Raw genomic sequence first — 24,748 nt, forward strand, 5'->3', positions numbered from 1 at the left:
GGCGATCCCCCCGGGCACCCGGCTACGCGGCCCTGCGGGTTCGCTGCGTTGCTCGGCTTGGCGGGGATCGGCAGAACTCGGCTCTGCGAGCCTCAAACAGGCTGCCGCTCTTTTTCCCGCCAAGCCTGCGCTACTCGCCCGCGTAAACGGGACGAACCACAGTGCACACTCCACCATCCGAGCAGACGGATAAACGCAGTAGTCTAAGACCCTACCTATCTTCCCCGAACTGCAGCGCCAAACCACAAAAAAACCTCCCGAAGGAGGTTCTTTCAATGCTGATATCGCGAATTAGAAAAACAGTCGCTTAAGTTCATGGCCCGGATCGTTGCCACGCATGAAAGCCTCGCCGACCAGAAACCCGTAGACGTCATGGGCCAGCATCAACTCCACATCGGCACGATGCAGGATGCCGCTCTCGGTCACCAGCGTCTTGTTACGCGGAATCTGCGGAATCAGCTCAAGAGTCGTGTCCAACGTCACCTCGAAGGTGTGCAGGTTACGGTTGTTGATGCCGATCAGCGGGGTATCCAGCTTGAGGCCGCGTTCCAGCTCGGCGGCATCGTGCACCTCGACCAGCACATCCAGCCCGTGTTGCTTTGCGGTCGCCGCCAACTCGCCCATCTGCAGGTCGTCCAGGCAGGCGGCAATCAGCAGCACGCAGTCAGCCCCCAGGGCGCGGGCTTCGACGACCTGATACGGGTCAACCATAAAGTCCTTACGGATCACCGGCAGTGAACAGGCCGCACGGGCCTGCTGCAGGTAATCGTCGTGCCCCTGAAAGAAGTCGACATCGGTCAGCACCGACAGGCAAACCGCACCGCCCGCCTCGTAGCTGGCCGCAATTTCGGCTGGATGAAAGTCCTCGCGCAGCACGCCCTTGCTCGGTGACGCCTTCTTGATCTCGGCAATCACCCCCGGGCGGCGCGCGGCAGCAGCGGCCTGAATGGCCTTGGCGAAGCCACGGGTGGGCGATGCGGCCCCTACGAGCTGCTCCAGCTCGGCCAGGCTGCGCTGCTGGAGACGTTCTGCCACTTCCTCGTGCTTGCGCGCGACGATGTTTTGCAAGATGGTCGGCACGCTCATTGTGCTGCTTCCTCCCGGAACACCTCGGTGAAGGCGATAAGTTCGTTGAGTTTTTCCCGCGCCAGCCCTGAGTAAAGGGCATCAGAGGCGAGCTTGACGCCTTCGAGCAGACTGGTCGCATGATCTGCCGCGTACAACGCCGCACCGGCATTGAGAATGATGATATCGGCCGCTTTTTCACCGGCCTCGGTTTCGCGCTTGCCGAGCGCATCGCGGATCAGCTTGAGCGAGGCCACCGCGTCATCGACCGTCAGACCAATCAACGAGCGGCTCTTGATGCCGAGTTCTTCCGGGCTAACGTCGTACTCGCGCACTTCGCCGCCTTTCAGTTCGGCAATGTGGCTGGTCGCCGCCAGACTCAGTTCGTCCAGCCCATCCTTGGAGTGCACCACCAGCACGTGCTCGCTGCCGAGACGCTTGAGCACCTCGGCAATCGGCCGGCACAGCGCTTCGGTGAACACACCGATGACCTGATGCTTGACCCCGGCCGGATTGGTCATCGGGCCAAGCATGTTGAAGATGGTGCGCATGCCCAGTTCGCGGCGCGGGCCAATGGCGTGCTTCATGGCGCCGTGATGGGCCGGCGCAAACATGAAGCCGACACCGACGCTTTCAACACAGCGGGCAACCTGCTCGGGCGTCAGGTTGAGATTTACGCCCGCCGCTTCCAGCAGATCGGCGCTGCCGCTCTTGCCGGATACCGCGCGGTTGCCGTGCTTGGCGACCTTGCCGCCAGCAGCGGCCACCACCAGCGCGGCGGCGGTCGACACATTGAAGATATTGGCGCCGTCGCCGCCGGTGCCGCAGGTGTCGACCAGGCGTTCAGCGTTGATCTGCACCCCGGAAGCCAGCTCGCGCATGACCATGGCTGCGCCGGTAATTTCGTCGAGGGTTTCACTCTTCATCCGCAGGGCAACCAGAAAGCCGCCGATCTGCGCGTCGGTGCACTGGCCGGTCATGATCTGACGCATGACGTCCTGCATTTCCTCGGTGGACAGATCCAACTGATCAACCACCTTGCCGAGGGCTGTCTTGATATCCATTCCGTCTCTCCTGGCTGGTCAGCGGCGCATGCCGCCCTGCTGCTTGAGGAAGTTGGCGAGCATGTCGTGCCCCTGTTCAGACAGGATCGACTCAGGATGGAACTGCACACCCTCGATCATGTACTCGCGGTGGCGTACACCCATGATTTCGTCAACACTGCCGTCTTCATGCTGGGTCCAGGCGGTCAGCTCCAGGCAGTCGGGCAGCGTATCGCGGCTGATTACCAGCGAGTGATAACGGGTCACGGTTAGCGGATTATTGAGGCCGGCAAACACGCCCAGACCTTCGTGATACACCGGGCTGGTCTTGCCGTGCATGACCTGACGGGCACGCACCACATCACCGCCGAAAGCCTGGCCGATACTCTGGTGGCCAAGGCAAATGCCGAGAATCGGCAGCTTGCCGGCAAAGTGCTTGAGCACCGGCACCGAGACACCCGCTTCGTTGGGCGTGCACGGGCCGGGGGAGACAACGATGCGCTCGGGATTGAGGGCTTCGATCTCGGCGACGGTCAATTCATCGTTGCGCACCACCTTGACGTCGGCACCCAGTTCACCGAGGTACTGCACCACGTTGTAGGTAAAGGAGTCGTAGTTATCGATCATCAGCAGCATGGCTTTTCTCCTTTACCGGGCCGATTGTTCAGCGAGGGCAATCGCACGGAACATGGCGCGACGCTTGTTGATGGTCTCTTCCCACTCCAGCGCGGGCACCGAGTCGGCCACAATGCCGCCACCGGCCTGCACATGCAGCTCACCATCCTTGATCACCGCGGTACGAATTGCGATGGCCGTGTCCATGTTGCCGTTCCACGCCCAGTAGCCGACCGCGCCGCCGTAGACGCCGCGCTTGACCGGCTCCAGCTCGTCGATGATCTCCATCGCGCGAATTTTCGGCGCCCCGGACAGGGTGCCCGCCGGCAGAATGGCGCGCAGTGCATCCATTGCGGTCAGTTCCGGCTTCAGCTGGCCCTGTACGTTGGAGACGATGTGCATGACGTTGGAATAACGCTCGATAACCATCTTCTCGGTGACCTTGACCTTGCCGATCTCGGCCACACGACCAACATCGTTACGGCCCAGGTCGATCAGCATCAGGTGCTCGGCGATTTCCTTGGCGTCGGACAGCAGGTCCTGCTCCAACGCCAGATCAGCTTCTTCGGTCGCGCCGCGCGGGCGGGTGCCGGCAATCGGGCGTACCGTTACTTCACCCTCTTCGACACGTACCAGCACCTCGGGAGAGCTGCCAACCACGTGGAAGTCGCCGAAGTTGAAGAAGTACATGTAAGGCGTCGGATTCTGGCTGCGCAGCGCCCGGTACAAATCAATCGGCTCGGCCTTGAAGTCGATGCTCATGCGCTGGGACGGCACCACCTGCATGCAGTCACCGGCAAGGATGTACTCCTTGATGGTGTCGACCGCCCGCTCGTAATCCTCACGGGTGAAGCTGGCGCGGTATTCCAGGTCGGTATCGACCGGCGCAGCCAGATCAATCAGCTTGCGCGCTGGGGTCGGCAGGCGCAGCTGCTCAAGCAGTTGATCGAGCCGGGCATTGGCCTGTTCGAAGGCATCGTCGGCGCTTGGGTCGGCAAGCACGATAGCGTGTAGCTTGCCGGCCAGGTTATCGAATACGACAACCTCATCGGACACCATCAGCAGGATGTCCGGGGTACCCAGCACATCCGGATTGACCGTCGCGGCAAGACGCGGCTCAACATAGCGCACGCAGTCGTAGCCGAAGTAGCCAACCAGTCCACCATTGAAACGCGGCAGACCCGGAATGCTCGGCACCCGGTAACGGGCCTTGAAGGTCTCGACGAAATCCAGCGGATCGGCACACTCATGGCGCTCCTGCTCGACACCGTCCACCAGCACGGTTGCGGTATGGCCGTCGACGCGCAGTACGGTGCGGGCCGGCAGGCCGATGATGGAATAACGCCCCCACTTCTCGCCGCCCTGCACCGACTCCAGCAGGTAGGAGTAGGCACCGTCAGCCAGTTTCAGATAGGTGGACAGCGGGGTTTCAAGATCTGCCAGCACCTCGCGTACAACGGGTACACGGTTGCAATCCTGGGCAGCCAGGCGAAGGAATTCGTCTCGGGTCATGATCAGCCTCAAAGGCAGGGTAAGTCATACGCAAACAAGGGTGCTCGCACTCGGGAGCGAGCGAGGACAGTTCAGGTACGCCAACGCCAGCGGGCGAGCGCCTTGATAACTCTCATCAGTTTGCGATTGCTGACAAACACGGCTGATCCATCACTGGTCGGGACACCCGAGCAAGCCTATATGAGCGCGTCAAGCGAATCAACCAGCAAATCCGGGTTCTCCGAGGCAATCGGCCGCCCGTGATTGTAGCCGTAGCTGACCGCCACCACCGGCACGCCAGCCGCCTTCGCGGCCAGAACGTCGCTGCGGGAGTCGCCGACAAACAACGCCTGTCCAGCCTCAACACCAGCCTGCTGCATGACCCAATGAAGCGCCGCCGGGTCGGGCTTCTGCACCGGCAGGGTGTCGCCACCAACCAGCCAACGGAAATACCCGTCCAACTGCTTGTCCGCCAGCAGCTCCGGCACAAAGCGACTCGGCTTGTTGGTGATCAGTGCAAGCGGTATCTGCGCGGACTGCAGCCGGTCGAGAAAGGCCCGCACGCCCGGATAGACCGTGCTGCGCGAGTGATCTCCGGCGTACGCCTCGAGAAACAGCGCCAGCGCCTGCTCGGTCTCGGGCTCGCCGATGTGCGAATGCTCGATGTCTCCGGCCAGCGCCCGACGCACCAAAACCCGCGCACCGTTGCCGACCCAGTGACGGACCTGCTCGACGCCAGCGGCCTCACGCCCCAACTGAGCCAGCATCACATCCACCGCCGCCGCCAGATCCGGCACGGAGTCGATCAAGGTGCCGTCCAGATCAAACATTACCAGCGCCGGCAGCGCGCCACCGAACAGCTCGCGCAGCGACAACATCTCAGCGTTTGGCCTGTGCCAGCTCCGCACGCATGCTGTCGATCACCGCCTTGTAGTCCGGCTTGTTGAAGATCGCCGAACCGGCGACGAAGGTATCGGCGCCCGCTTCGGCAATGGCGCGGATGTTCTGTTCGTTGACGCCGCCGTCGATCTCCAGACGGATTTCACGACCACTGGCATCGATCAGCGCACGCGCCTCCCGCAGCTTGTCCAGCGTGCCCGGGATGAACTTCTGACCACCAAAGCCCGGGTTGACGCTCATCAGCAGCACCATGTCGACCTTGTCCATCACGTACTTGAGCGCATCCAGCGAAGTCGCCGGATTGAATACCAGGCCCGCCTTGGCACCGCCGTCCTTAATCAGCTGCAGCGAACGGTCGATGTGCTCGGAGGCTTCCGGGTGGAAGGTGATATAGCTGGCACCGGCCTCAAGGAAGTCGCCGATGATGCGGTCCACTGGCTTAACCATCAGATGCACATCGATCGGCGCGGTGACGCCGTACTTGCGCAGCGCCGAGCAAACCATCGGGCCGATGGTCAGGTTCGGCACGTAGTGATTGTCCATGACATCGAAATGGACGATGTCGGCGCCGGCGGCCAGCACCCGATCAACATCCTCACCCAGACGGGCAAAGTCAGCGGACAGAATAGACGGCGCAATGGCGTAATCGAGCATGGGAGAACCTCGGCAGGGGCAGACACGGAAATGCCGGCCAGTTTACCCTATCCGTCGTGGTTATACTCATCAGGACTTCGGACCGAGACAGCCCCATGCGCGCGCCAACCCTCATAGCCCTGCTTTGCCTTGCCGGTATCACCCAGGCCCAGGAACCAGCGGCGCCCACACCGGACGCGGCAGCAGCCGAGCGCTCGCAAGCGCTGTCCCGTGATATCCAGTATCAGCAAGCACTCAAGCGCGAAACGCCAACCAGCGAACAGCGGCAACTCGAGTTCGCCGGTGAGTCCCAGCTGGGGCTGTTTCTACCAGCAGCACGCCCCGAACCACTCGGCGGCATTCTGCTGATTGCCGGTCCAGGCGAGCACGCCAACTGGCCTGAGCTGATCGGCCCCGCCCGCATCAGTCTCAGCGATGCCGGCTGGCACACCCTGGCCATCAGCTTGCCTGATGCACCCTCTGTTCCACAGATCGACGTACCTCCCGAGCCTGCGGAGCCACCTGCTGCGGACAATGCCGCGCCACCCGAAATTGTCCCGGAGGGCGAACTGCTGGCAGCAAGCGACCAGATTGACGCCGCGCCAGAGCCGCCGCCCGAGGCTCGCTACAGCGAGCGGGCCACGGCGCTGATCCGCGCCGGCTTACAGGTACTGGAGAGCGAAGGCGCACAGCAGGTGCACATCATTGCCCGGCGGGAGTCTGCTTACTGGGCGCTATTGGCCGTCAGCACCAGTGGACCCGACCAGCCACCGGCGACGCTCGTTCTGTATCAGACCAGACAACCTGCGTCGTCGCCAGAGCCAAGCCTGGACAGCCTGTTCGAGAAGAACGAGCGCCCAGTGTTCGAGCTGCTCGACCTGGCTGTAACCGTTGACAGTCAACTTGCCGCAGACCACCTTCGCATCGCCCGCCGGACCGGCAACCAGGGCTACCAGCAAATGGATCTCGCAGCGATGGATCGCTCGGCCTTTGCAGACGAGATGCTCGACAAACGGCTGCGTGGTTGGCTGACCCGCCATCAGCAACCGGCTGAACCGGAAGCAGCGCCGTAGCGCCTCAACGGAACCCGCGGTGGCGGCGCAGCGTTTCGTAGGCTTGCTGAATCTGCCGGATACGCTCACCGGCGCTGCTCTGCTGGGCAGAACTAACACCGCGAGCGGCCAGCTTGTCCGGATGATGCAGGCTGAGCTGGCGGCGATAGGCCCGCTTGATCACCTCCGGCGAGTCCGCGGGGCTGACCTTGAGTATGTTGGCCGCCTGCTGAAGGCGATCCTCCTGCGCAACCGCAGCGCGACCGCCGCGCGTCTGACGGCTGTGTTGATGACGCTGATGCATCCGCTGCTGCTCGGCCTGGCCTAGCCCGGCGACTTTTGACCACCCTGCCAGCAGACCTTGAACCTCATCGCTCAGCCGCCCCGGCAGCACAGCCATCCGCCAACAGCCATCCATCAGCTCGGCAGCACGCCCCGGCTCGCGCCGACAGAACGCACGCACCACCTTGATCAAGTCATCACCCTGTTTGCCTTCATTGAAGTCACGCATGGCCTGCAGCCGGGCATCCCCCTCGAGTCGATACTGCTGCATCAGATCCCGCGCCAACTGCAGATGCGCCGGAGTCACCCGGCCACTGGCCTTGGCCAACCGTCCCAAGCAGAGAAACAGCACGCGCTCGAAACTGTTGCCAGCACTCCGCAACTGAGCCAACCGGTCAGGCAAATCCCGCCAGTGTCGCAGTTGCCAGTGGCGATCCAGCGCGTGGCCTACCACCGCACCCAGCACGGCTCCAGGCACGGCGCCGCCAAGCCCGCCCACCACGGCGCCCAACACGGTTACCGGCCAGAGCATCCGTCAGCCCCTCGCCACGCGGTCAGCGTCGGCCAGCCGCTCTGGCGTACCGACATCGATCCAGGCGCCACGAAAATGCTCGCCACTGACCCGCCCCTGCTCCGCTGCAGCGCGCAGCAATGGCGCCAGCGCAAAGGCCCCTTCCGGGTGCTCCGCCAGCAAGTCAGGGTGCAGTACAGCGATGCCGCTATACGTCAGGCCTACCTGCCCGGCCGCAGGGTTGCCGACCAGGCCATCGGTGAGCAAAAAGTCGCCATTAGGGTTGTGCACAGGGTTATCGGTCAGCACCAGATGCGCCAGCATGCCTTCCGGCAGTGCCAACTGCGCAAAGTCATACCGGGTCCAGACGTCACCATTGATCAAGATAAAAGGCGCATCGCCCAGCAGCGGCAGCGCCTTGCGAATACCGCCGCCGGTCTCCAGCGGCTCACCCTCGGCAGACCAGCGAATACTCACACCAAAGCGCTTGCCATCCTCGAAATAACGCTCGATCTGCTCGCCCAGCCAGGCATGATTGATCACCAGTTCGGCTACCCCTGCCGTGGCCAGCGCCTCGATATGCCACTGCAACAACGGCTTGTCCGCAACCGGCAACAGCGGCTTGGGCGTGTGCAAGGTCAGCGGTCGCATCCGCTCCCCCTTGCCGGCGGCCAGTACCATCGCCCTCATCATGCGGCTAATCCCAGACTGTCGAGCAACGCGCTCAACGGCGCCAGCCGAGTGTCGGCAGCACAAGCATCACGCAGGTAGCGGACAAAGCGCGGCGCATCCTGCAGGTAATGCGGCTTGCCGTCGCGATGGCAAATCCGGGCAAAGATACCCAGCACCTTCAGGTGACGCTGCACACCCATCAGCCGCGCCTGGGCAAGGAAGGACTCCAGCTCATCCGGCACCGGCACCCCGGCCTCCCGCGCCTGCTGCCAGTAGCGCGTCAGCCATTGCGTGCGCTCGGCGGCCGGCCAGCTGAAAAAGGCGTCGGCGAACAGCGAGGTAGCGTCGTAACTGACCGGGCCGTAAAGCGCGTCCTGAAAGTCGAGCACACCCGGCTCACCTTCAGAGGTCATCAGGTTACGCGGCATATAGTCGCGGTGAACGTATACCTTGGCCTCACCGAGGTTGCTGTCGAGCAGCAGCGCCTGCACCTCGTCCCAAAGCGTTTGCTCCTCGGCTGACAGGCTGCGACCCAGCTCGCGGCTGACGTACCAGTCCGGAAACAGCGCCAGTTCGCGGCGCAGCACCGCCTCCTCGTACTCGGGCAACACACCCGGCCGGCTGGCGAGCTGCCAGCGAATCAGGCTAGTGATCGCCGCAGCAAACATCCGCTCCAGCTCTGCCGGCGCAACGCCCTGCTCGATAGTCTGCAAATAAGTCTTGGCGCCCATGTCCTCCAGCAGCAAAAAGCCCTGCTGCAGGTCCTCGGCGAACAACTGCGGCACCCGCACGCCAGCGTCCTGCAGCAACCGGGTAATGCGAACAAAGGGTTCGGTATTTTCATGCTCGGGTGGCGCATCCATGATAATCAGGCTGCGGCCAGCCGCCTGCCAGCGAAAGTAGCGGCGAAAGCTGGCGTCGGCGCTGGCGGGCACCAGCTCACCGGCAGGCAGCTCAGCCCAGCCGAGGGCAGCTGCAGCGCGCGGTAGCGCCTGATCCAGCCAAGGTTGCATCTGTTGCAGTCGTGAATCCATCGTTCTCCCACTTCAGCATCTATCCGGGCACTGGCCCGGTGGCATTAATTCGGTACATTCCTAGATCAGGCATCGCGTGTTGCTTTATTATCCGTTATCTTGCTCGACTGACACAGCATGCAGATTGCATTCTCCTCGCACAAGGCGTCGCGAGCACGCACCGACTGGAAGCCCGGACAATTACATAATGGCCTACCGTACTCCTCCCTTTCGCTCCTCCTTTCCGATGTTGCTGGCCAGTTCGCTGCTGTTAATACAGCCACTGAGCTCGGTAGCAGCCAATCAGGTCCAGTGCCGGCCGGCCGGCAACAGCTGGTCCTGCGAGCCGCTGCAACCCCGGGGCGAATTGCCGCCCAGACCACCACGACCGGCACCGGCCCCTGCGCCCTTGACCGACAGCGTGGTCAAGAGCGCCGATACGGCAGCGCCGCTCAGCGGCGGCCGGGCAACGCCCAGTACCGACTTTACTCGTCTGGACTGGGTTCCGCGCGAGCAGTTGAGCAGCGAGCAACAGGCAGCCATTGCGCCCTACTGCGGTGGCACCTACGTCGAGCCGGAACGCAGTGGCCGCGACGACTCCACGCCCTTTGACCAACTGCCGGTCTACGCCTCTGCCGACTCCAGCCGCTTCGAACAAGGTAACCAGACCGGCGTACTGCAGGGCGACGTGCTACTGCGCCAGGGCCGCCTGCAGGCCCGCGCCGACCAGGCCAGTTTTGATCAGGCCAACGCCCAGGCGGTACTCGAAGGCAACGTTCGCCTGCGCGATCAGGGCGTGCTGGTTTTGGGCGACAGCGCATCCATGCGCATCGACAATGGCGAGACCCGCATCGACGGCGTGGAATACGTCGTCCACGACGCGCGCGCGCGTGGCACAGCCGAAACGCTGCGGCGCCGGGACGACGCCGTCATCGTCATCAGCGACGGCAGCTACACCACCTGCGAGCCGGGTGAAAATACCTGGTCACTGCACGGCAAGGACATCGAGCTGGACCGTGAAACCGGCTGGGGCGAGGCCAAGCACGTCACCTTGCGGGTCAAGGACGTACCGGTGTTCTACACCCCGTACATGTACTTCCCGATTGACGACCGCCGGCAGACCGGCCTGCTGACCCCGTCGTTCAGCTATTCGTCCGACAACGGCACCGAAATTGAAACGCCGTACTACATCAACATTGCCCCGAACTATGACGCCACCCTGTATCCGCGTTATCTGTCTGAGCGCGGGCTGCAGATGGAAGGGGATTTCCGCTATCTGCACGACGATGACGAAGGCACCCTGACCGCCGCGTTCCTGAATGACAGCAAATACGGCGAAAACCGCTGGTTGTATGGCTGGCAGCATGAAGGTGGGCTGAAAAGCCGCTGGAGCACCGAAGTCGATTACACCGACATCAGCGATCCATACTACTTCCAGGATCTCGACACCGCACTCGAAGCCCGCTCCGGCACCTATGTCAACCAGCGCGCAGGCATCACCTATCGTGGCGACGGCTGGCGCTTCCAGGCAGCCGTACACGGCTATGAGCTGGCAACCATTACCTCGGTTACCCCGTACGAACGCCTGCCGCAACTGCGCCTCGATGGTGCCGACTGGCTGGGCGATACTGGCCTGCGCTTTGGCTACAACGCCGAGTACGCCTATTTTGATCGCAACCTGAGCAACGGTTTCCTGACCGGCAAGGACGGCATCCAGTTCGACAGTGCTGGCCAGCCAATTCTGACCGCAGACGAAAACCTGGTCGGCCTGCAACGGGCAACCGGCCACCGCGTCGTGGTCAGCCCCAGCATCAGCTACCCCTGGCGCAACAGCTGGGCCTTTGTCACACCGAAAGTACGCACTCAGAGCACCTACTACGATCTGAACTTCGATTCGCGTGCCGACGGCTTCGACTACGCCGGCGCCAACAACAACCCGTCCAGCACCATTCCGGTCGCCAGCCTGGATACCGGTCTGTACTTTGATCGCGCCACCAGCTGGTTCGGCCGCAACCTGCGCCAGACCCTGGAACCGCGGGCGTTCTACCTGTACGCCGCAGACGAGGATCAGGACGATCAGCCGCTGTTCGACACCAACCAGAACACCTTCAGCTACAGCTCGCTGTTCCGCGACAACCGCTTCAGCGGCAACGACCGGGTCGCCGACGCCAATCAGCTGTCTCTGGGTCTGACCAGTCGCGCCCTGGAAGCCAATGGCACCGAACGCGCCCGCGCCAGTTTCGGCCAGGTGTTCTACTTCCGCGACCGCAATGTGCAACTGCTGGATACCGACGGCGTAGCACGCGACGCAGAGAAGTCCTCGTCCTCGGCCTACGCGGCCGAAGCTATGTACCAGGTCAGTGATGCCTGGCGCCTGAACGCCGACGTCATCTGGGACCCGGACGACAGCACCAGCGATGCCGGCAGCGTATTTGCCCACTATCAGCCCGAGCCCCGCAAGGTGCTGAACATGGGCTACCGCTACCGCAACAACATCAACACCTATAACGCCCTGACCGGCACCTTCCAGCGCGACCCGGACAGCCGTATCGACCAGTCCGATCTGTCGTTCATGTGGCCGCTCAACCCGCAGTGGAGCCTGATCGGTCGCTGGCAGCATGACTTTGCCGAGGATCGAACCCTGGAAGCCTTTGGCGGTCTTGAGTACGACAGCTGCTGCTGGAAACTGCGTGTCGTCAACCGCTACTGGGTTGACTACAACGAGTTCGAATCCGTCGCCACCGATGATGCGAACCGCGGCATCTTCCTGCAGATTGTCCTCAAAGGGCTCGGCAGCGTGAGCGGCAATGAGGTGGAAAGCCTCCTTGACGATGGTATCCCCGGTTACAGAGAGCGTGAAGATAATGCATTTTAAGTTGATGACGGCCCTGAGCCTGTGTGCGGGCATTTTTCTCAGCAGCACAGCCCAGGCCGCCGTAGAGCCGCTGGACCGCGTCGCCGCGATCGTCGACAACGACGTCGTAATGGCTAGCCAGGTCGATGAGCGCATGGCCTCCGTGCGCCAGCAGTTCGCCCAGAACAATACCCCCGCGCCGACCGACAGCGAGCTACGCTCGCAGGTACTTGATCGCCTGATTCTGGAGAGCATCCAGCTGCAGATGGGCGAGCGCGCCGGCATCACCATCGATGATGCTTCCCTTGATCAGGCGGTACAGCAGATAGCCGCCCGCAACGGCGTTACTCCGGCGCAGTTCCGTGCCGCCCTGGCCCGTGATGGCATCAACTTCAGCCAGTTACGCGAGCAGATCCGCCGCGAGATGATCATCAACCGGGTGCGTCAGCGCCGGGTACGGGACAACATTCAGGTGACCGATCAGGAAGTGCGCAACTTCCTCAATTCCGAGGTTGGCAAGTATCAGACCTCGGCGGATTACCGCCTGGCGATGATCGTGCTGCCGCTGGCCGAGAACGCCAGCCCAAGCGAAGTGGAGAAGGTTGGCCGTGCCGCCACCGATATTTATCGTCAGCTGCAGAGTGGCGCCGACTTCAACACGCTGGCAGCCAGCCGCTCCGCCGGTGATACCGCGCTGGAAGGCGGCGAACTGGGCTGGCGCAAGGCTGCTCAGCTGCCGCCGCCCTTTGCCCGCGCCGTTGATGCACTGGAGATTGGTGGCGTGACCCAGCCGATGCGTTCTCCGGCCGGCATCCACATCCTCAAGCTGCTGGACCGCCGTGGTGGCGAAGGCCAGATGGTCGAGGAATTCCACGTCCGTCATATCCTGATCAAGCCGAGCGAAATCCGCAGCGAAGGCGAAGCAGCGCAGCTGACCCAGCGCATCTATGATCGCATCAAGGCTGGCGAGTCCTTTGCCGCTCTGGCAAAAGCCTATTCGGAAGATCCGGGCACCGCACTCAATGGCGGCGACCTCGACTGGGTTACCCCGGATGCCATGACCCCCGAGTTCGGCGAAGTCATGACCACCACCCCCGAAAACACCCTGTCCCGTCCGTTCCAGACCCAATACGGCTGGCACATTCTGGAAGTGCTCGGCACCCGCAACGTCGACATGACCGACGAGATGCGTGAGCAGCAGGCTATCAATCTGATTCGCAGCCGCAAGTACGAAGAAGAACTGCAGACCTGGTTGCTGCAGATTCGTGACGAGGCTTACGTCGAGATCAAAAACGGGTGAATCCGGCACGCCTGGCCATTACCGCCGGAGAACCGGCGGGCATTGGCCCCGACCTGTGCCTGATGCTTGCCCAGCAGCCCTCGCCCTGCGAGCGCGTGGTTATTGCCGACCCGCACATGCTGCGCGAGCGTGCTCAACAGCTCGGCCTGACGGTCGAGCTGTTGCCGTTTGATCCAGACGCCCTGCCCACTGCCCAGGCGGCCGGCCAGCTATGCGTGCTGCCGGTATCGCTTGGCGCGCCATGCCTGCCCGGCCAGTTGAATGCGGACAACGCTGCCTACGTGCTGGAGACTCTGCGCCTTGCTGGCGAAGGCGCCCTAAACGGCCGGTTCGACGCCATCGTGACCGCGCCGGTACACAAGGGCATCATCAACGAAGCGGGGGTCCCCTTTTCCGGTCACACCGAGTTCTTCGCCGAGCAGACAGCCACCGAGCAGGTGGTAATGATGCTCGCCTGCCCCGGCCTGCGCGTCGCCCTGGCCACCACGCACCTGCCACTGCGGCAGGTTGCTGATGCCATTACCGGGCCGTTGATCGAGCGCGTCGTGCGCATCCTGCACAGCGACCTGGTCAACAAGTTTGGTCTGAGCGACCCGCGTATTCTGGTCTGCGGCCTCAATCCGCACGCGGGTGAAGATGGCCACCTCGGTCGTGAGGAGCTGGATATCATCATTCCAGCACTTGAGCGCCTGCGCAGCGAGGGCATCCAGTTGATCGGGCCATTACCGGCCGACACCCTGTTCACCCCCAAGCATCTTGATCACGCAGATGCGGTGCTTGCCATGTACCACGATCAGGGGCTCCCGGTACTCAAGCACAAGGGCTTCGGCAACGCCGTCAACATTACTCTGGGTATGCCGATCATTCGCACCTCGGTTGATCACGGCACCGCCCTCGACCTGGCCGGAACCGGTCAGGCCAACCCCGGCAGCCTGCAGGTTGCCATCGATACCGCCATCCAGATGATCAACGCCCGGAGGGCTGTATGAGTCAGTTTCCCCAACACAAGGCGCGCAAGCGCTTTGGTCAGAATTTCCTGCACGACGCCGGCGTGATCGATAGCATCATTCGCTCGATCCGCCCGCGCGACACCGATCATCTGGTCGAGATCGGCCCCGGCCAGGGTGCCATCACCTCGGGCTTGCTGGCCAGCGGTGCGCGCCTTGATGTGGTCGAGCTGGACAAGGATCTGCACCCGATCCTGATGGGCCAGTTCGGTTTTCTCGATCGCTTCCGCCTGCACAAGGGCGACGCGCTGAAGTTCAACTTCCGCGAACTGGCCGCCGACGGCGAGAAGCTGCGCATCGTCGGCAACCTGCCATACAACATCTCCACGCCGCTGATGTTCCACCTGCTGGAGCAGTCGGACTGCGTCGAAGACATGCACTTCATGCTGCAGAAGGAAGTGGTGCAACGGCTGGCTGCAACCGCCGGCATGAACCACTACGGCCGCCTCGGCATCATGGTGCAGTATCACTGCCGGGTGGAGCACCTGTTTGATGTCGGGCCCGGTGCCTTCAATCCAGCACCCAAGGTCGACTCGGCCATCGTCCGGCTGATCCCGCACGCCACCCTGCCGCACCCGGCCGATGACGTGGAAGTGCTTGAGATCCTGGTGCGCGACGCCTTCAACCAGCGCCGCAAGACCCTGCGCAACACACTCAAGTCGCTGCTCAGCACTGAAGAGATCGAAGCAGAAGGCATCGATCCGGGCACCCGTCCGGAGCAGGTCGACCTGGCCGGTTTCGTGCGCCTGGCCAACCGCCTGACTCGCAAGCGGGCAGGCAACGCATGAGCGGCGAGCAGCAGTACGCCGTCGAAGTGACGGTGCAGACCCGCTACCTGCCGGAACAATCCGACCCGCAGAAGAAACGCTTTGCCTTTGCCTACACTATCAGCATCCACAATCGGGGCGCGGTGGCGGCACAGCTGCTGCACCGCCACTGGCTGATCACCGACGGTAACAACAAGCAACAGCGAGTTGATGGCCCCGGCGTGGTTGGCGAACAACCCCAGGTCGAGCCGGGCGAGGCGCACACTTACACCAGCGGTTGCATGCTAGAGACGCCGGTTGGCACCATGGAAGGCAGTTATGACATGCGTGCCAGCGACGGCCACACGTTCAGCGCCAGCATTCCACGCTTTCGCCTGGCACAACCCAACGCACTGAATTGATCGGTTAGTACTCCCATGACCACCTACGCCGTCGGCGACATCCAGGGCTGCCTCAAGCCGCTCCAATGCCTGCTCAGCGAGGTAGGCTTCAACCCGTCCCGGGACGTGCTCTGGTCCGTCGGCGATATGGTCAACCGCGGCCCTGACTCGCTCGGTACACTGCGTTTTCTCAAGCAGCTGGACAATGCCTGCGTTGCGGTTCTGGGCAATCATGACCTGCACCTGCTGGCCGCCAGCCGCGCTGGCAGCCGCTTGCGCAAGTCCGACACCCTCAAGCCCCTGCTCAAGGCCGACGACCGCGTCGCCCTGCTCGACTGGCTGCGCGAGCGACCGCTTGCCCACGTCGATACCGAGTTGGGATACGTCATGACCCACGCCGGAATACCGCCGATCTGGACCGTTCAGCAGACCATGGAACTGGCCGCCGAGGTGGAGACCATTCTGCGCTGTGACAAGCGCCTGCCGGACTACCTGGACGAGATGTACGGCAACGAACCGGCACGCTGGAAACCCGGTCTCAAGGGCATCGACCGGCTGCGCGCGATCACCAATTACCTGACCCGGATGCGCTTTTGCAAACCGGACGGCACCCTGGAATTCAAATCCAAGGAGGGACTGGATACCACGCCAAAGGGTTTTGCGCCCTGGTTCCGCTACCCGCGCCGTGACCCGGATATCCAGGTAGTGTTCGGCCACTGGGCGGCGATCGAAGGCCGCACCGGCGTGCAGGGGGTGCACGCATTGGACACCGGCTGCGTCTGGGGCGGCCGAATGACCCTGATGAACCTGGAAACCCAAGAGCTGCACCACTGCGACTGCACGACCTGAGAGGAACCAGCATGAGCGATTTCAAACGCATCGATCCACAGGCCGCCAGCCAACTGATCGCGAACAGCGCCCAACTGGTCGACATCCGCGATCCGCAAAGCTTCGACTTCGGCCACATTCCCGGTGCAGTGCGCCTGGACAACGACAACCTCGCCGACTTCGTCGCCAACGCCGACCAGCAGGCGCCGCTGATCGTTTGCTGCTACCACGGCAACTCCAGTCAGGGCGCAGCCGCCTATCTGGCCAGCATCGGTTTTGCCGACACCTACAGCCTGGACGGCGGCTTTGATCTGTGGCGGCAGACTTATCCGGAGCGAGTTAGCTGCGAGTAAGGTTTCAGCGCGTTGCTTTTAGTCTCAACATCGCGCCGCTGTCGACTCCGCCTTTCGCCTTTTACGGCGAGTTAAGGGGGGGGGTGCTTGCCCAGCCCCCCTTAACAATCCCCCGGGGCACCCGGCTACGCGGCCCTTCGGGTTCGCTGCGTTGCTCGGGCTAACGGGGGCCGGCAGAACTCGTCGCTGCGCTCCTCAAACATGCTGCCGTCCCATTTCCCGTCAGCCCTGCGCTACTCGCCCGCGTAAACGGGACGAACCCCAGTGCACACTCGCCCACCCGATCCTCAACGAAGCACTGATCCTGCGTACTGCAGGACCGCGCGATGACAACAGCACTTGTGCGCAGCAACCAAAACCCATTCCACAACCCACACAAACAACTCGCCCGCAAGCCACGCCAGACGCGGCCTCACAATCCTGCAACAAAGTTTCCTGAGAAATCTTCTGTTGCACTGCGTATTTGCAACTATCCTGAGATCAGGCGAATCAAAAAGAGAACGTCGGTCTGCCGGCTTCCGATAAACACGGGAGCCTGCCGGATCCTCCGTCCGGCCAGTCACCGATTGGCCGCCCGGCGCCTCCGACAGACTCCTGACCATGCCCGCAGTTGCGCCTTGGGGGATTCACGCATCAGGAAATGCCGTCGCCCGGTAAAGCGCGTCATGCGGGCTGCTGCCCGGAAGCGCCAGACCTCTTATCTGGTAACAGCGAGGTCGTGTCATGAGCATATTCAGCCATTTCCAGAACCGCTTTGAAGCCACCCGGCAAGAGGAGTACAGCCTTCAGGAATACCTGGAACTCTGCAAGACTGACCCTACCGCCTACGCGACCGCTGCCGAGCGCCTGCTAATGGCCATCGGCAAGCCCGAATTGGTCGACACCTCCCTCGACCCACGCCTGTCACGCATTTTTTCCAACAAGGTCATCAAGCGTTACCCAGCCTTCGCCGACTTCCACGGCATGGAAGACGCCATCGAGCACATCGTCTCCTTCTTCAAGCACGCTGCCCAGGGGCTGGAAGAACGCAAGCAGATTCTCTACCTGCTAGGCCCGGTCGGCGGCGGCAAGTCATCGCTGGCCGAAAAACTCAAAGAGCTGATGCAGCAGGTGCCCTTCTACGCGATCAAGGGCTCGCCGGTGTTCGAGTCACCGCTCGGGCTGTTCAATGCCAGCGAAGACGGCGCCATTCTGGAGGAAGACTTCGGCATCCCGCGGCGCTACCTCAACAGCATCATCTCGCCCTGGGCGGTAAAACGCCTGCACGAATACAACGGCGATATTTCCCAGTTTCGCGTGGTCAAGCTCTACCCCTCGGTGCTGCAACAGATTGCCGTCGCCAAGACCGAACCCGGCGACGAAAACAATCAGGACATCTCCTCGCTGGTCGGCAAGGTCGATATCCGCAAGCTGGAAGAGTTCCCGCAGAACGACCCGGATGCCTACAGCTACTCCGGCGGTCTGTGCCGGGCCAACCAGGGCCTGCTTGAGTTCGTCGAGATGTTCAAAGCGCCGATCAAGGTCCTCCATCCGCTGCTGACCGCAACCCAGGAGGGCAACTACAACAGTACCGAAGGCATGGGGGCAATTCCGTTCAACGGCGTGATTCTGGCCCACTCCAACGAATCCGAATGGCACAGTTTCCGCAACAACAAGAACAACGAGGCGTTCATCGACCGCATCTACATCGTCAAGGTCCCCTACTGCCTGCGCGTCAGCGACGAGATCCAAATCTACGAAAAGCTGCTGACTCACAGCTCGCTGGCTAATGCCCACTGCGCACCGGACACCCTGAAGATGTTGGCCCAGTTCACCGTGCTCTCGCGCTTGAAGGAGCCGGAAAACTCCAATGTCTACTCGAAGATGCGCATCTACGACGGCGAAAACCTCAAGGACACCGACCCCAAGGCCAAGTCGATTCAGGAATACCGTGACTCGGCGGGCGTCGACGAGGGCATGAACGGCCTGTCGACCCGCTTTGCCTTCAAGATCCTCTCCAAGGTGTTCAACTTCGATACCACCGAGGTCGCCGCCAACCCAGTGCACCTGCTCTACGTGCTGGAACAGCAGATTGAGCAGGAGCAGTTCCCCAACGACGTCAGCGAACGCTACCTGCGCTTCCTCAAGGAATACCTGGCGCCGCGCTACGTCGAATTCATCGGCAAGGAAATCCAGACCGCCTACCTGGAATCCTACAGCGAGTACGGTCAGAACATCTTCGACCGCTACGTGCTGTACGCCGACTTCTGGATTCAGGATCAGGAGTACCGCGACCCAGAAACCGGCGAGATCCTCAACCGCGCCTCGCTCAACGAGGAGCTGGAGAAGATCGAGAAACCGGCCGGCATCAGCAACCCGAAGGACTTCCGCAACGAGGTCGTCAACTTCGTACTGCGCGCCCGCGCGCAGAACAACGGCAAGAACCCGAGTTGGCTGTCCTACGAGAAGCTGCGCGTGGTGATCGAGAAGAAAATGTTCTCCAACACCGAAGACCTGCTGCCGGTCATCAGCTTCAACGCCAAAGCCTCGACCGAAGACCAGAAGAAGCACAACGACTTCGTCCACCGGATGGTCGAACGCGGCTACACCGAGAAGCAGGTGCGGCTGCTGTCGGAATGGTACCTGCGGGTGCGTAAGGCTCAGTGACGGCTGCGCCGTACCTGAGCAGCTTCAAGCTGTAAGCTTCAAGCGGCAAGCTGGTCTGCGCCGCATTATGGTTTGAGGCTCACGAAGAGATCGGCAGCGCCAGCGCTTTTACTTGCAGCTTGAAGCTTGTCGCTTGCAGCTGCCTGAAAGGTGCTGGCCCGGAGGGCCTATGAGCTACGTGATTGACCGCCGTCTGAACGGCAAGAACAAGAGCACCGTGAACCGCCAGCGGTTCCTGCGGCGCTACAAATCGCACATCAAGAAGGCGGTTGAAGAGGCCGTCGGTCGTCGCTCGATTACCGATATCGAGCACGGCGAAAGCATCAGCATCCCCAACCGCGACATCGACGAGCCGATCTTTCATCACGGCAAGGGCGGTCGCCAGACTCAGGTGCACCCCGGCAACCGTGAATTCGCCACTGGCGATCGCATTGCCCGGCCACAAGGCGGCGGAGGCGGCCAGGGCGGCAGTCAGGCCGGCAACAGCGGCGAGGGTATGGATGAGTTCGTCTTTCAGATCACCCAGGACGAATTTCTCGACTTCATGTTTGAGGATCTCGCCCTGCCCAATCTGATCAAGCGCCAGCTCACCGGCACCGACACTTTCAAACCGGTCCGCGCCGGCATCAGCCAGCAGGGCAACCCGTCGCGGATCAATATCGTGCGGTCCATGCGCGCGGCGCAGGCGCGACGCATCGCACTCTCGGGCGGTAGCCGCAAGCGGCTGCGCGAGGCGCGTGCAGAGCTGGAGCAACTCAAGCGCGAGCACCCGGATGACATCACCGGCATTGCGCAGCTGCAGGAGGAAATCACCAGACTCGAGGCGCGTATCAACCGCGTCCCATTTCTCGACACCTTCGACCTGCGCTACAACCTGATCGTCAAGCAGCCAACGCCGTCGTCCAAGGCGGTGATGTTCTGCCTGATGGATGTCTCCGGCTCCATGACCCAGGCGACCAAAGACCTAGCGAAGCGCTTCTACATCCTGCTTTACCTGTTCCTGCGCCGTAACTACGAGCGCATTGAAGTGGTGTTCATCCGCCACCACACCAGTGCCAAGGAGGTCGACGAAGAGGAGTTCTTCTACTCGCGGGAAACCGGCGGCACCATCGTTTCCAGCGCTCTGCGGCTAATGCAGCAGATCATCGAGCAGCGCTACCCGCCAGGCGAGTGGAACCTGTACTGCGCCCAGGCATCCGACGGCGACAACTGGAACGACGACTCGCCGATCTGCCGCGACCTGCTGGTGCGTCAGATCATGCCGGCGATGCAGTACTACTGCTACGTCGAAATCACCCCACGCGAGCACCAGACCCTGTGGCATGAGTACGAGGCGGTCGCCGAGCACTTTGCCGACAGCTTCGCCCAGCAGCAGATTGTCGATGCCGGGGACATCTACCCGGTATTTCGCAAGCTGTTCCAGAAGAGGATGGCGACATGAGCCGTACGCCCATATCCACCGGCTCGGAGTGGACCTTCGAGCTGATCCGCGAGTACGACCAGGAGATCGGGCGTATCGCCCACGAGGTCTACGGCCTGGACACCTACCCCAACCAGATCGAGGTCATCACCGCTGAGCAGATGATGGATGCCTACGCCTCGGTCGGCATGCCGCTGGGCTATCACCACTGGTCCTACGGCAAGCATTTTCTGGCTACTGAAAAGGGCTACCGCCGAGGTCATATGGGGCTGGCCTATGAGATCGTCATCAATTCCGACCCCTGCATTGCCTACCTGATGGAAGAGAACACCATGTGCATGCAGGCGCTGGTGATTGCCCACGCCAGCTATGGCCACAACTCCTTTTTCAAGGGTAACTACCTGTTCCGCAGCTGGACCGACGCCAGCGCCATCATTGATTACCTGGTATTCGCCAAGCAGTACATCAGCGAATGCGAGGAGCGCTATGGAATCGACGCGGTGGAAGACCTGCTCGACTCCTGCCACGCGCTGATGAACTACGGCGTCGACCGCTACAAGCGGCCCTACCCGATCTCTGCCGCAGAAGAACGGCAACGCCAGCAGGAGCGCGAGGAGCACCTGCAACGCCAGGTCAACGAGCTGTGGCGCACCATTCCGGTCAACCCGCACAACGCGCAAGACGAGCAGGCACACCCCCGCTACCCGAGCGAGCCCCAGGAAAACCTGCTGTATTTCATCGAGAAGAACGCACCGCTGCTGGAGCCATGGCAGCGCGAAGTCGTGCGCATCGTGCGCAAGGTCGCGCAGTACTTCTACCCCCAGCGCCAGACCCAGGTGATGAACGAGGGCTGGGCCACCTTCTGGCACTACACCCTGCTCAACCACCTGTATGACGAAGGCAAGGTCACCGACGGCTTCATGATGGAGTTTCTGCAGTCGCACACCAGCGTGGTCTATCAGCCGCCGTTTGACAGCAACTGGTACAGCGGCATCAACCCCTACGCGCTGGGCTTTGCGATGATGCAGGATATCCGCCGCATCTGCGAAAAACCGACCGAGGAAGATCGTCGCTGGTTCCCCGACATCGCCGGCAGCGACTGGCTGGAAACCCTCAAGTTCGCCATGCGCACCTTCAAGGACGAGAGCTTTATCCTGCAGTACCTGTCGCCCAAGGTGATCCGCGAGTTCAAGCTGTTCGCCATCGTCGACGACGAAGCCGACGACCACCTGGAAGTCGCCGCCATTCACGACGACAGCGGCTACCGCGCGGTACGCGAACTGCTGGCCGCGCAGTACAACCTTGGCAACCGCGAACCGAACATCCAGATCTGGTCGGTAGACCGCCGCGGCGACCGCTCGCTCACCCTGCGCCATCAACGCCATCAGGGCAAACCGCTTGGCGAGTCCACCGACGAAATGCTCCGCCACCTGCATCGGCTGTGGGGGTTCGATATTCATCTGGAGAGCGTCGACGGTAACCGCGTGATGGCCGAAGCCCACATCCCGCCCCGGCCCAAACCGGAGGAAGAACGCCTACCGCGCTTCGATCTGAATATTCCGCCTATATAACGGCGCTGCGCGCCGGCTGGAGGCTGGAGGCTGGAGGCTGGAGGCTGGAGGCTTAATCAGAGTGGGGCCGACCACAAGCCAATCAAGGGGACTCTGCGGAAAAACCCAACGCCCGCGACAACTCGGACTGCTTCAAGCTTCCAGCCTCAAGCATTCAGCCTCTTGCAGCCATCTGCTGCAAGCGGCAAGCTCTACCCCCACCACCATCTGACCACGAGCGCTCATGTCCCAGCCTTACTCCACCTACCTGGTCGGCGGCGCCGTCCGCGATCAACTGCTTGGTTTGCCGGTAACAGACCGCGACTGGGTTGTGGTTGGCGCGACGCCGGAGCAGTTGCAGCAGGAGGGTTTCCGTCCGGTCGGCCAGGACTTTCCGGTGTTTCTGCATCCGACCTCGGGCGACGAATACGCACTCGCCCGCACCGAGCGCAAAAGCGGCGTTGGCTACGGCGGCTTTGTCTTCCACACAAGCCCTGACGTCACTCTGGAAGACGATCTGATCCGCCGGGACCTGACAATCAATGCCATGGCTCAGGGCGCCGACGGTGAGATCATCGACCCCTACGGCGGCCAGCGCGATCTGCAAGCCAAAGTGCTACGCCACGTCTCCCCCGCCTTTGCCGAAGATCCGCTGCGGGTGCTGCGGGTTGCGCGCTTTGCCGCTCGCTACGCCAGCCTCGGCTTTCGCGTGGCCGATGAGACCCTGGCGCTGATGCGCCAGCTGAGCGAGTCGGGCGAGCTGCAGAACCTGACCGCCGAGCGCAGCTGGATGGAAATCAGCCGCGCCCTGATGGAACCCAGCCCGGATGTATTCATCCAGGTACTGCGCGACTGTGGCGCACTGGCCGAACTGCTGCCGGAAGTCGACGCCCTGTTTGGCGTCCCGCAGCCGGAAGCACATCACCCGGAAATCGACACCGGCGTGCATGTCCTGCAGGTGCTGCAGGTCGCCGCTCGCGATCAGCTGCCGCTGCCGGCCCGCTGGGCCTGCCTGCTGCATGACCTTGGCAAGGGGCTAACTCGCCCGGAGCACTGGCCAAAGCACCACGGCCACGAAACCAGCGGCCTGAAAGCGGTGAAGGCCGTCAACAAGCGCTGCAAGGCACCGAGGGACTGCCAGGAACTGGCACTGCTGGCCTGCGAGTACCACACCCACTGCCACCTCGCACTGGAGCTGCGTCCTCAGACCCTACTCAAGCTGTTCAAGGCACTGGATATCTACCGTCGCGGCGAGCGCTTCGAGCAGTTTCTGGCGGTATGCGTGGCCGACGCCCAGGGTCGCACCGGGTTTGAACAGCGCCCCTACCCGCAGGCGGACTACCTGCGCGGCGCCGCACAGGCCGCGCGCGCAGTGGATATTCAGCCGTTACTGGATAGGGGCCTGCAGGGAGCGGAGATGGGCCGCGCCCTGGAGCAGGCGCGACTGGAAGCGTTAAGCGACTATAAGGCCTCGCGCGGCTGATACCGCGCCAGCAGCTCGGCCGGTGTAAGTGACCGGCCACGCCATGTGAAGGCGACCGGCCACAGTGCCTGGTTCCCCTGCCAGCCCTCCCAGAGTTGACCGAATGTCTGCCCGCTACCGGGCAGTTTGCCTCGCGCTGCAACCAATGCCAGCGGCCAGAGCACAAAGGCGTTGCGCGTCACCTCCGGGCGCGGCAGGGTAATGCCGTCATGCACGCCGGTTAGATCACCATAGCAAAGCACGTCGATATCCAGCGTGATGCGGCCAGGTTGCGGCGACTCACGACGGCCGCACGCCGCCTCAATTGCCTTCAGTGCCGCATTCAGATCAACCAGCGCCAGGCGCGTCTCGACCGCCACTACCATGTTGTAGAAGCGTTTTCCGAGCACTCCGACCGCATCGCTTTCAAATACCGGCGACAGCTGCAGCTCGCCACACAACTCGGCCAGCGCATCCAGCCCGCGCTGCAGGTGATACTCCCGCTCGGTATTGGTACCGACCCCCAGATAGACGATAGTCACGCGGGTCTGACTCCCCGTTCGATCAACACCCCGACGCCACCGGAAGCAGCCGGAACGGCACCTGGCTTGGTGACCTGCAGACGCAGCCAGGGAATAGAAAACTCACTCATCAGCAGCGCAGCCAGTTGCTCGGCCAGCGTCTCGACCAGCATGAAGCTGCTCTGCTCGACAAAGCCCTGCACCCGCTCACTGATTGCCGCATAGTTGAGGGTGTGCTCGAGCGCATCGCCGGCGGCGGCCGGACGGATGTCCCAGCCCATATCGAGATCGAACACCAGCCGCTGCCGAATAGTCCGTTCCCAGTCATAGACGCCAATGACGGCATCTACCGCTAACCCTTTGATAAAAACCTGATCCACAGG

At 62.4% G+C, this 24,748-nt stretch carries 23 protein-coding genes; 12 read left to right on the forward strand and 11 right to left on the reverse strand.

The window, feature by feature from the left end:
- Positions 1 to 291: 291 nt before the first annotated feature.
- The 6 genes from trpC to rpe form a co-directional block, all read right to left on the reverse strand.
- Positions 292 to 1,086, reverse strand: coding sequence for an indole-3-glycerol phosphate synthase TrpC (gene trpC, locus C1949_RS17060; RefSeq protein WP_104739633.1), 795 nt, complete (start codon positions 1,084 to 1,086; stop codon positions 292 to 294).
- Entirely contained in the window at positions 1,083 to 2,129 is a 1,047-nt protein-coding gene (trpD, locus tag C1949_RS17065) for an anthranilate phosphoribosyltransferase (RefSeq protein WP_104739634.1), read from the reverse strand. Before trpD ends, trpC begins: the two co-directional genes overlap by 4 nt.
- An 18-nt stretch (positions 2,130 to 2,147) precedes the next feature.
- The gene (locus C1949_RS17070; RefSeq protein WP_104739635.1) at positions 2,148 to 2,744 is read right to left on the reverse strand and encodes an aminodeoxychorismate/anthranilate synthase component II; all 597 of its coding nucleotides are present in this window, start codon (positions 2,742 to 2,744) and stop codon (positions 2,148 to 2,150) included.
- Between the two features lie 12 nt (positions 2,745 to 2,756).
- Positions 2,757 to 4,235, reverse strand: a complete 1,479-nt coding sequence (trpE, locus tag C1949_RS17075) for an anthranilate synthase component I (protein ID WP_096004353.1) — start codon at positions 4,233 to 4,235, stop codon at positions 2,757 to 2,759.
- Between the two features lie 176 nt (positions 4,236 to 4,411).
- Positions 4,412 to 5,092, reverse strand: a complete 681-nt coding sequence (locus tag C1949_RS17080; RefSeq protein ID WP_104739636.1) for a phosphoglycolate phosphatase — start codon at positions 5,090 to 5,092, stop codon at positions 4,412 to 4,414.
- A gap of 1 nt (position 5,093) precedes the next feature.
- Positions 5,094 to 5,768: a ribulose-phosphate 3-epimerase gene (gene rpe / locus C1949_RS17085; protein WP_088274372.1), complete on the reverse strand. Its 675-nt coding sequence runs from the start codon at positions 5,766 to 5,768 to the stop codon at positions 5,094 to 5,096.
- A gap of 95 nt (positions 5,769 to 5,863) precedes the next feature.
- Here rpe and C1949_RS17090 point away from each other — a divergent pair, with 95 nt between their 5' ends.
- Entirely contained in the window at positions 5,864 to 6,820 is a 957-nt protein-coding gene (locus tag C1949_RS17090; protein WP_104739637.1) for a DUF3530 family protein, read from the forward strand.
- A gap of 4 nt (positions 6,821 to 6,824) precedes the next feature.
- Here the strand turns inward: C1949_RS17090 and C1949_RS17095 are convergent, their stop codons facing one another.
- From C1949_RS17095 to C1949_RS17105, 3 genes are read right to left on the reverse strand one after another with little or no spacing between them, the layout of a single operon-like run.
- On the reverse strand, positions 6,825 to 7,613 hold the full coding sequence (locus C1949_RS17095; RefSeq protein ID WP_104739638.1) for a DnaJ domain-containing protein: 789 nt from the start codon (positions 7,611 to 7,613) through the stop codon (positions 6,825 to 6,827).
- A gap of 3 nt (positions 7,614 to 7,616) precedes the next feature.
- Positions 7,617 to 8,282, reverse strand: a complete 666-nt coding sequence (gene murU / locus C1949_RS17100; protein ID WP_104739658.1) for an N-acetylmuramate alpha-1-phosphate uridylyltransferase MurU — start codon at positions 8,280 to 8,282, stop codon at positions 7,617 to 7,619.
- Positions 8,282 to 9,298: an aminoglycoside phosphotransferase family protein gene (locus C1949_RS17105; RefSeq protein WP_104739639.1), complete on the reverse strand. Its 1,017-nt coding sequence runs from the start codon at positions 9,296 to 9,298 to the stop codon at positions 8,282 to 8,284. Before C1949_RS17105 ends, murU begins: the two co-directional genes overlap by 1 nt.
- Before the next feature lie 187 nt (positions 9,299 to 9,485).
- On the opposite strand from C1949_RS17105, the gene C1949_RS17110 reads away from it, so the two are divergent.
- From C1949_RS17110 to C1949_RS17160, 11 genes are all read left to right on the forward strand, one after another.
- Positions 9,486 to 12,152 (forward strand): LPS-assembly protein LptD, encoded by a 2,667-nt coding sequence (locus C1949_RS17110; protein WP_104739640.1) that lies wholly within the window; start codon positions 9,486 to 9,488, stop codon positions 12,150 to 12,152.
- Complete coding sequence (locus C1949_RS17115; protein WP_229744493.1) at positions 12,142 to 13,431, forward strand: peptidylprolyl isomerase; 1,290 nt, start codon at positions 12,142 to 12,144, stop codon at positions 13,429 to 13,431. Before C1949_RS17110 ends, C1949_RS17115 begins: the two co-directional genes overlap by 11 nt.
- Entirely contained in the window at positions 13,428 to 14,420 is a 993-nt protein-coding gene (gene pdxA, locus C1949_RS17120; RefSeq protein ID WP_104739642.1) for a 4-hydroxythreonine-4-phosphate dehydrogenase PdxA, read from the forward strand. The genes C1949_RS17115 and pdxA overlap by 4 nt, the downstream gene beginning before the upstream one ends.
- On the forward strand, positions 14,417 to 15,226 hold the full coding sequence (rsmA, locus tag C1949_RS17125) for a 16S rRNA (adenine(1518)-N(6)/adenine(1519)-N(6))-dimethyltransferase RsmA (RefSeq protein WP_104739643.1): 810 nt from the start codon (positions 14,417 to 14,419) through the stop codon (positions 15,224 to 15,226). The genes pdxA and rsmA overlap by 4 nt, the downstream gene beginning before the upstream one ends.
- Complete coding sequence (apaG, locus tag C1949_RS17130; protein ID WP_104739644.1) at positions 15,223 to 15,606, forward strand: Co2+/Mg2+ efflux protein ApaG; 384 nt, start codon at positions 15,223 to 15,225, stop codon at positions 15,604 to 15,606. The genes rsmA and apaG overlap by 4 nt, the downstream gene beginning before the upstream one ends.
- 15 nt (positions 15,607 to 15,621) lie before the next feature.
- The gene (locus tag C1949_RS17135) at positions 15,622 to 16,434 is read left to right on the forward strand and encodes a symmetrical bis(5'-nucleosyl)-tetraphosphatase (RefSeq protein ID WP_104739645.1); all 813 of its coding nucleotides are present in this window, start codon (positions 15,622 to 15,624) and stop codon (positions 16,432 to 16,434) included.
- An 11-nt stretch (positions 16,435 to 16,445) separates the two neighbouring features.
- Positions 16,446 to 16,766 (forward strand): thiosulfate sulfurtransferase GlpE, encoded by a 321-nt coding sequence (gene glpE / locus C1949_RS17140; RefSeq protein ID WP_104739646.1) that lies wholly within the window; start codon positions 16,446 to 16,448, stop codon positions 16,764 to 16,766.
- Between the two features lie 723 nt (positions 16,767 to 17,489).
- Entirely contained in the window at positions 17,490 to 19,412 is a 1,923-nt protein-coding gene (locus C1949_RS17145) for a PrkA family serine protein kinase (RefSeq protein ID WP_104739647.1), read from the forward strand.
- A gap of 169 nt (positions 19,413 to 19,581) precedes the next feature.
- On the forward strand, positions 19,582 to 20,853 hold the full coding sequence (locus C1949_RS17150) for a YeaH/YhbH family protein (RefSeq protein ID WP_104739648.1): 1,272 nt from the start codon (positions 19,582 to 19,584) through the stop codon (positions 20,851 to 20,853).
- Positions 20,850 to 22,403 carry a SpoVR family protein gene (locus C1949_RS17155; RefSeq protein ID WP_104739649.1) on the forward strand — a complete coding sequence of 518 codons (1,554 nt, stop codon included), beginning with the start codon at positions 20,850 to 20,852 and terminating at the stop codon, positions 22,401 to 22,403. Before C1949_RS17150 ends, C1949_RS17155 begins: the two co-directional genes overlap by 4 nt.
- A gap of 223 nt (positions 22,404 to 22,626) precedes the next feature.
- Positions 22,627 to 23,865, forward strand: coding sequence for a multifunctional CCA addition/repair protein (locus C1949_RS17160; RefSeq protein WP_104739650.1), 1,239 nt, complete (start codon positions 22,627 to 22,629; stop codon positions 23,863 to 23,865).
- On the opposite strand, the gene folK is transcribed toward C1949_RS17160, so the two are convergent.
- Positions 23,844 to 24,386, reverse strand: coding sequence for a 2-amino-4-hydroxy-6-hydroxymethyldihydropteridine diphosphokinase (folK, locus tag C1949_RS17165; RefSeq protein WP_104739651.1), 543 nt, complete (start codon positions 24,384 to 24,386; stop codon positions 23,844 to 23,846). The genes C1949_RS17160 and folK overlap by 22 nt on opposite strands.
- Positions 24,383 to 24,745, reverse strand: coding sequence for a dihydroneopterin aldolase (folB, locus tag C1949_RS17170; RefSeq protein WP_104739652.1), 363 nt, complete (start codon positions 24,743 to 24,745; stop codon positions 24,383 to 24,385). Before folB ends, folK begins: the two co-directional genes overlap by 4 nt.
- Positions 24,746 to 24,748 lie beyond the last annotated feature (3 nt).

This window comes from Halopseudomonas oceani (assembly GCF_002903165.1).
GTDB lineage: Bacteria > Pseudomonadota > Gammaproteobacteria > Pseudomonadales > Pseudomonadaceae > Halopseudomonas > Halopseudomonas oceani.